An 8,007-nucleotide genomic window follows, 5' to 3' on the forward strand; every position below is an offset into this window, starting at 1 on the left:
GTGGCGGGTGGCGGGGGGGCGCAGCAGCCCGCGGGGCGGCCAGGGCGGGCGCGGCGGGGGCGACAGCGGCAGGCGGTGTGCGGGGGGCGGCGGGCGGCGGTGGAACCCGCGGAGGGGGGGGTGGGGGGGGGGGTGGGCGGTGGCGCGGCCACCCCCGACCCCGCCTTCGACGTGTTCGACGGCGTGCCGCTGCCCGCCGAGGACCGGGTGCCGTTGTCGTACGCGCAGCGCCGGCTGTGGTTCCTCGCCGGGCTGGAGGGCCCCTCCGCCACCTACCACCTGCCCGTGGTCCTGCGCCTGGACGAGGTGCCCGACGCCGAGGCGCTGGCCGCCGCGCTCGGGGACCTGGTCGAGCGGCACGAGGTGCTGCGCACCGTCTACCCGGCCGTGGACGGGGAGCCGTACCAGCACGTCCTCGACGCCCCGCCGGTCCCCCTCCTCGTCCGGACCTGCCCGGCCGGCGCACTCGACCGCGAGGTGGCGGGCTTCACCGCCGCCACCTTCGACCTGTCACGCCAACTGCCGCTGCGGGCTGCCCTCTTCCTCGGGGCGCCGGAGGACGACAAGGCGGGCACCACCACCGCGACCCTGGTCCTGTCCACCCACCACATCGCCACCGACGGCTGGTCCGTCGGCCCGCTGCTGCACGACCTCGGAACGGCCTACGCCGCCCGCCGGGCCGGCCGGGCGCCCGAACGGGAGCCGCTGCCGGTGCAGTACGCCGACTACACCCTGTGGCAGCAGGAGCTGCTGGAGGACCCGGCCGCGCTGCTCGCGCACTGGCGGGCCGCGCTGGACGGCATGCCGACCGTGCTGGACCTGCCCGCCGACCGCCCCCGCCCGGCCGAGCCGACCGGCACCGGCGCCACCGTCACCGCCCGGCTCGACGCGGACGCGCTGCGCTGGCTCACCGCGCTCGGCGACGCGCACGGGGCGAGCCTGCTCATGGTGCTCCAGCCCGCGCTGGCCCTGGCCCTGGCCGCCGTGGGTGCCGGGGAGGACCTGGCGATCGGCACCCCGGTCGCGGGCCGCGGCGACGAGGCCCTGGACGGGCTGGTGGGGTTCTTCGTCAACACGCTCGTCCTGCGCACCGACGTGTCCGGGCCGGCCGCCTCGTACGCCGAACTGGTCGAGCGCGCCCGGGACGCCGACCTCGCCGCCTACGCCCACCAGGACCTCCCCTTCGACCTGCTGGTGGAACACCTGGCCCCGCAGCGCGCCCTGGCCGTGAACCCGTTCTTCCAGGTGATGCTGACCGCCGACCAGGAGGACGGATCCGGCGCCGGGGCCACCGGACCGCTGTCCGGCCGGTTCGCCGAACCGGGCCTGGAGGCGGCCAAGTTCGACCTGAGCGCCTCCTGCGTGGCGCTGCCGGGCGACGGCGGGCTCCAGGTGTTCTGGCAGTACGCCGCCGACCTGTTCGAGCCGGACACCGCCCGGCTGCTGCTGGACCTGTTCGTACGGGCCCTGGAACGGGCCGCCGCCGACCCCCACGCCCCCGCCACCCCCGACGCGGCGGAGCTGCTGACCGCCGACGAGGCGGCACGGGTGGCCGCCCTGCGCGCGCAGGTGGCGCAGGCCCGCCAGGAGGAGGCGGCCCGTGCGGCCCTCGTCGCCGCGGCCGGCCCGGGCGCCGGGCAGCAGGACGCCGAGGCGCTGCTGCGGACCCTGTTCGCCGAGGTGATCGGCCGGGACGAGGTCGGCCCGGACGACAACTTCTTCTCCGTGGGCGGCCATTCGATGTACGGGGTGCGCCTGGTGAACCGGATCCGCGCCACGCTCGGCGTGGAGGCCCGGATCCGGGACCTGTTCCTCGCCCCCACCCCGCGGGAGCTGGCGGCCCGCCTGGCCGGCCAGGCCGCGCCGTCGCGGCGCCCCGGACCGGCGGCCGTGGCACCGCAGCAGCGGCCGGAACGGATACCGCTGTCGTACGCGCAGCGCCGGCTGTGGTTCGTGGACCAGCTGGAGGGGCCGAGCCGCTCGTACACGATCCCGTTCGCGCTGCGGCTGGACCGGCCACTGGATCCGGCCGTGCTCGCCGAGGCCCTGGCCGATGTGGCCGGCCGGCACGAGGTGCTGCGGACGGTCTACCCGGCGGTCGAGGGCGAGCCGTACCAGCAGGTGCTGACCGGGGACGCCGCCCGCCCGACGCTGGACCTGGTCACCTGCCCGGCCGACGGCACGGAGCAGGCCCTGGACGCGGCGGCGGGGCACGTCTTCGACCTCGCGGCCGACCTGCCCCTGCGCGCCACCCTGATCACGGAGCAGGGCACCGACGGTGACGTTGACGGTGACGGTCAGCGTCAGATCCTCGTCCTGCTGGTGCACCACATCGCCGCCGACGGCTGGTCCACCGGGCCGCTGCTGCACGATCTGGCCACCGCCTATGCCTCCCGGGCGGACGGCGCGGCGCCCGCCTGGCGGCCGCTGCCGGTGCAGTACACCGACTACACGCTGTGGGAGCAGGCCGCCCTGGGCGGCGAGGCCGCCGAGGACCACGTGGCGTTCTGGCGGCAGACCCTGGCCGGCGCTCCGGAGGTGCTGGAGCCGACCCCGGCCCGGACCCGTCCGGCCGAGGCCTCCCGGCGCGGGGCGGCGGTGCCGGTCGCCCTCGACGCGACGGTGCACGCCCGGCTGGAGCAGCTCGCGCTGGAGCACGGGGCGACCCTGTTCATGGTGGTGCAGGCGGCGCTGGCGGCGGTGCTGACCCGGCACGGCGCGGGCACCGACCTGCCGCTGGGCACGGTGGTCGCGGGCCGTGACGACGAGGTGCTCGACGACCTGGTCGGGTTCTTCGTCAACACCCTGGTGCTGCGCTGCGACACCTCCGGCGACCCGGAGTTCGGGGAGCTGCTGGACCGGGTCCGGCAGACGGACCTGGCGGCCTTCGCCCACCAGGAGCTGCCGTTCGACCTGCTGGTGGAGCGGCTCAACCCGGCCCGCTCCACCGCCCGCCACCCGCTGGTCCAGACGATCGTGCAGGTGCAGCCGGCCGAGCCGGAGACGGTGGCGGGCTCGGCCCTGGCGGGCACCCCGCTGGGCACCGAGTCGGGGTTCACCAAGTTCGACCTGACCGTGTCGCTGCGCGAGACCCGGGCCGGGGACGGCTCCGCCGCCGGGCTGGGCGGCGTACTGGAGTACGCGACCGATCTGTACGACGCGGGGACCGCCGCGATGCTGGCGGCGCACCTGGAGCGGACGCTGCGGGCGGTCGCCGAGGACCAGGCGCAGCGGATCGGGGACATCCGACTGCTCTCCGCCGAGGAGGAGTTCCGGCTGCTGGCCGAGTACAACGACACGGCCGTGCCGTCGGCCGCCTGCGGGCTGGTGCACGAGCGGTTCGCGGAGCAGGCCCGGCGCACCCCGGACCGGGTGGCGCTGTCGTACGGCGACGAACAGGTCACCTACGCCGAGCTGGACGCCCGGGCGAACGCCCTGGCCCACGCCCTGCTGGACGCGGGGGTCGGCCGGGACGGGGCGGTGGGCGTCCTGATGGACCGTACGCCGCTGCTGCTGGTGGCCGCGCTGGCGGTGCTCAAGTGCGGGGCCGCGTACGTGCCGATGGACCCGCGGCTGCCGGAGGCGCGGGTGCGGATGATCGGGGAGGACACCGGGGCGACGGTGCTGCTCACCCTGGAGGCGCACCGTGCCTCGCCGTCGGTGGCGGCGGAGGCCGCGGCCGGGGTGCGGGTGCTGGCGGTGGACGCGCCGGGCGTGGTGGACCGGGACCGCACCGGAGACCCGGGCGTCCGCGTCGGCGAGGACGCGCTGATGTACGTGATGTTCACCTCGGGCTCGACCGGCCGGCCCAAAGGGGTCGGGGTGACCCACCGCAACGTGGTGGAGCTGGTCACGGACCGCTGCTGGAACCTGGAGCACCACCGCCGGATGCTGGTGCACTCGGCGATCGGCTTCGACGCCTCGACGTACGAGCTGTGGGTGCCGCTGCTGGGCGGTGGCCAGTTGGTGATCTGCCCGGGCGACGGCACGGACCTGGCGGAGATCGACCACACGGTGCGCGCGTACGGGGTGACGGCCGCGTACTTCACGATGGGCCTGTTCCACATCATGGCCGACGAGGGCCTGGACACGCTCAAACTGCTCGACGAGGTGTGGACCGGTGGTGACGTGGCCTCGCCGAGCGCGCTCCAGCGGGTGCTGACGCACTGCCCGGACACGGTGCTGGTGCACAGCTACGGTCCGACGGAGACCACGTTCGCCTCCCACCAGCAGCGCTTCACCGTCGCCGAACGCACCGTGCAGGGCGTGTACTTGGGTGCGGCGCTGGACAACACCCGGATCTACGTGCTGGACGGGCGGCTGCGGCCGGTGCCGACGGGCGTGGCGGGCGAGATGTACATCGCGGGCACCCAGGTGGCGCGCGGCTACATCGGCCGGCCGGGGCTGACGGCCGAGCGGTTCGTGGCCGATCCGTTCGGCGGTGACGGCGGCCGGATGTACCGGACGGGCGACCTGGTGTGCTGGACGCCCGAGGGCGAACTGCGCTTCCTGGGACGGGCCGACGGCCAGATCAAGCTGCGCGGGTTCCGGATCGAGCCGGGCGAGATCGAGGCCACGCTGGCCCGGCACCCGGGGGTGGGGCAGGTCGCGGTCGTGGTGTTCGAGGACGGCCCCGGCGGCAAGCGGCTGGTGGCGTACGCGGTCCCGCGTGCCGGGTACGAGCTGACGGGCGAGGGCCTGCTGCGCTGGGCGGCGGACGAACTGCCCGAGCACATGGTGCCGTCGGCCGCGGTGCTGCTGGACGCGATCCCGCTGACCGTCAACGGCAAGCCCGACCGCAAGGCGCTCCCCGCGCCCGCACCGGCCGAACGGGCCGCCGGCCGGGGCCCGCGCACCCCGCGCGAGGAGCTGCTGTGCGGGCTGTTCGCCGAGGTGCTCGGGGTGGAGCAGGTCGGGATCGACGACAACTTCTTCACCCTGGGCGGGCATTCGCTGCTGGGCGTGCGCCTGATCAGCCGGATGCGGGCGGTGCTCGGCCTGGAGCTGGGCGTACGGGACCTGTTCCGCACGCCGACCGTGGCCGGTCTGCTGGCGGACGAGCCCACCGGTTTCGACCCGATGGGCGTGGTGCTGCCGCTGCAGACGAAGGGCACCCGGCCCCCGCTGTTCTGCCTCCACCCGGGCACCGGCGTCGGCTGGACGTACGCCGGCCTCACCCCGCACCTGGGCCCCGAGCAGCCGCTGTACGCCATCCAGGCGCGGGCGCTCGGCGAGCTGGGCCACTCCCCCGCGTCGGTGGAGGAGATGGTGGAGGACTACCTGCCGCTGATCCGCGAGGTGCAGCCGCACGGCCCGTACCGGTTCCTCGGCTGGTCCTTCGGCGGTACGGTCGCCCACGCGCTGGCCGTCCGGCTGGCCGAGCTGGGCGAGCGCACGGACCTGCTGGCGATGATGGACGTGCACCTGCTGCCGACCGAGCCGGTGCGGCGCCGGATGACCCCGGCGCAGAAGCGGGACATGCTCGTCGGCGACGCCTCGGACGAGCCCGAGGACGCCCCCTTCGACGTGGCGGCGCTCATCGACCTGGTCCGGCTGAAGGACCCGGTGCTGGGGGCCTTCTCCGACGACGAGATCCGCTCGGTGATCGGCGCCTCCATCAACCACGCCGAAATCATGAACCTTTATGCGCCGCGCCCGGTGAAGACCGATCTGGTGTTCCTGGCCGCACTGGAGGACGGGGAAACGGAGAACACCCTCGTAGAGAATTGGATTCCTTACGTCGACGGCACCGTCGAGAACCACATGATCGGGGTTCCCCACACCCGAATGGGAGAACCCGAACCGCTCGCCCTGATCGGCCGTATCCTTTCCGAGAAATTGAGGAGCCTGTCATGACCAATCCCTTCGACGACACCGAGGGCACCTTCCACGTCGTGGTCAACCACGAGGGCCAGCACTCCCTGTGGCCCGTCTTCGCGGACGTTCCCGCAGGCTGGGACATCGTCTGGGGCCCGGGCCCGCACGCCGGCGCCCTGGAGTACGTGGAGCGGAACTGGACCGACATCCGCCCGCTGAGCCTGCTGGCCCAGTACGCCTGACCGTCCGGGAATTTCTGTCCCGACACCCGCCGGCCGTGCCCCGCGAATTTCGCGGGGCACGGCCGTTCCCCTTTCCCGGGCCGCCCCGCGCACCGCTCAAAAAATCCCTCTTCATTCCGCCATACTGCCGCCGGAACTTCCCCTCGGGGGGTCCGGCGGTTCCTATATTTCTGAGCATGCGACGACGGAATGTGAACATCCTGCTGGCCGGAACGGCCTCGGATTCCCATACGTGGAACCTCGTCTACCTCCAGCTGTTCCTGGAGGAGCTGGGCCACCCCGTGGACAACCTGGGCCCGTGCGTCACCGACGACCTGCTGACCGCGGCCTGCGCGGCGCGGCGGCCCGATCTGGTGGTGCTCAGCAGCGTGAACGGCCACGGGTACCGCGACGGCCTGAGCGCCGTCCGCGCCGTGCGGGCGGCCGACCCGCACCTGCCCGTCGTCATCGGCGGCAAGCTGGGCGTGGCCGGCGCGGCCGATCCCGGGCAGCGCGAACAACTGCTGGAGGCCGGCTGCACGGCCGTGTTCGACGACGGGGACACCGGCGCGCTGCGCCGCTTCCTGGACACCGCCTTCGACCGGCTGGCCGTCGCATGAGCACCGCCGCCACCCTTCCCGCACCCGTCGTGGCCCCGTCGTTCGGGGGCTTCGTCGCCGCCGCGGCCGCCGCCGGCCGACTCGTGGTCCAGCCCCGGATGGGGTTCTGCGACCCGCGCCGGATGCGGGCCGGGCTGGAGCGGACCCGGGCGGCCGTGGCCACCACGGTCGGCACCCTGACCATCGACAGCTACACCCGGGTCGGCGACCTCGCGGCCGCGCGGGCCGCCCTCGTCGAGGGCACCCCGCTCAACGGCTACCCCATCGCCACCCACCCGGCCGGGCTGACCCGGGACGTGCTCGACGGGGTCCTGGACCCCGGCTTCCCCGTCCAGGTCCGGCACGGCTCCTCGCGGCCGGAGGCCATCGTGCGCGCCCTGGCGGCGGCCGGGCTGGACTCCACCGAGGGCGGACCCGTGTCGTACTGCCTGCCGTACGGGCGTACGCCGCTGGCGGAGTCCGTGGACAACTGGGCCCGCTGCTGCGAACTGCTCGCCACCCTGGTGCCGGCCCCGCGGGTGCCGCACCTGGAGAGCTTCGGCGGCTGCATGCTCGGCCAGCTCTGCCCGCCCGGCCTGCTGGTGGCGCTGAGCCTGCTGGAGGGGCTGTTCTTCGTCCGGCACGGCATCCGCAGCGTCTCCCTGAGCTACGCGCAGCAGACCGACCCCGGGCAGGACGAGGAGGCGGTCCGGGCGCTGCGCCGGCTGGCCGACGAGTTCCTGCCCGCGGACGTGGACCGGCACGTGGTGCTCTACACCTACATGGGGGTGTTCCCGCACACCGAGCACGGCGCCACCCGGCTGCTGGAGGCCTCGGCCCGGCTCGCCGTACGGGCCGGGGCGCAGCGTCTGATCGTGAAGACGGCCGCGGAGGCGCACCGGATCCCCACGGTCGAGGAGAACGTGCGGGCGCTGGAGACGGCGGCGGCCGTCGCGGCCCTGACCGAACGTCAGGAGGACGCCCCCGGCGCTGCGTCGGAGGACGTCGACGACAGCGAGGTCTACCGCGAGGCCCGGGCCTTCGTGGAGGCCGTGCTGGAGCTGTCCGAGGACCCCGGGCGGGCGCTGCGCTCCGCGTTCGCGCGGGGCGTGCTGGACGTCCCGTACTGCCTGCACCCGGACAACGCCGGCCGCAGCCGCAGCTTCCTCGACGCCGGCGGGCGGCTGCGCTGGTCGGACGTCGGCGCGATGCCCGTCGTGCCGTACGTGGCACCCGGCGGGCGTACCCCGATGACCGCGGACGGCCTGCTGCGAGCCCTGTATGCGGTCGCCGGCCGCTACGACGGGCCGCCACCGCCACCGGTCGGACCGGCCCCGTGAACACGTCGCTCCCCCGGAGCACCCTCACCC

The 8,007-nt window shown here is 74.7% G+C and carries 4 protein-coding genes; all 4 read left to right on the top strand.

Annotated elements, in window-relative coordinates; all coding sequences use genetic code 11:
• Positions 1-120 precede the first annotated feature (120 nt).
• The 4 genes from EF918_RS28825 (at position 121) to EF918_RS28840 (ending at position 7,977) form a co-directional block, all read left to right on the top strand.
• Complete coding sequence (locus tag EF918_RS28825; RefSeq protein WP_260610774.1) at positions 121-5,856, top strand: non-ribosomal peptide synthetase; 5,736 nt, start codon at positions 121-123, stop codon at positions 5,854-5,856.
• Positions 5,853-6,059, top strand: a complete 207-nt coding sequence (locus tag EF918_RS28830; RefSeq protein WP_125651868.1) for an MbtH family protein — start codon at positions 5,853-5,855, stop codon at positions 6,057-6,059. The genes EF918_RS28825 and EF918_RS28830 overlap by 4 nt, the downstream gene beginning before the upstream one ends.
• Before the next feature lie 191 nt (positions 6,060-6,250).
• Positions 6,251-6,658, top strand: a complete 408-nt coding sequence (locus tag EF918_RS28835; RefSeq protein WP_125651870.1) for a cobalamin B12-binding domain-containing protein — start codon at positions 6,251-6,253, stop codon at positions 6,656-6,658.
• Positions 6,655-7,977, top strand: coding sequence for a methylaspartate mutase (locus EF918_RS28840; RefSeq protein WP_125651869.1), 1,323 nt, complete (start codon positions 6,655-6,657; stop codon positions 7,975-7,977). The genes EF918_RS28835 and EF918_RS28840 overlap by 4 nt, the downstream gene beginning before the upstream one ends.
• Positions 7,978-8,007: the final 30 nt, after the last annotated feature.

Source organism: Streptomyces sp. WAC06614, assembly GCF_003949795.1.
Classification (GTDB): Bacteria; Actinomycetota; Actinomycetes; order Streptomycetales; family Streptomycetaceae; genus Streptomyces.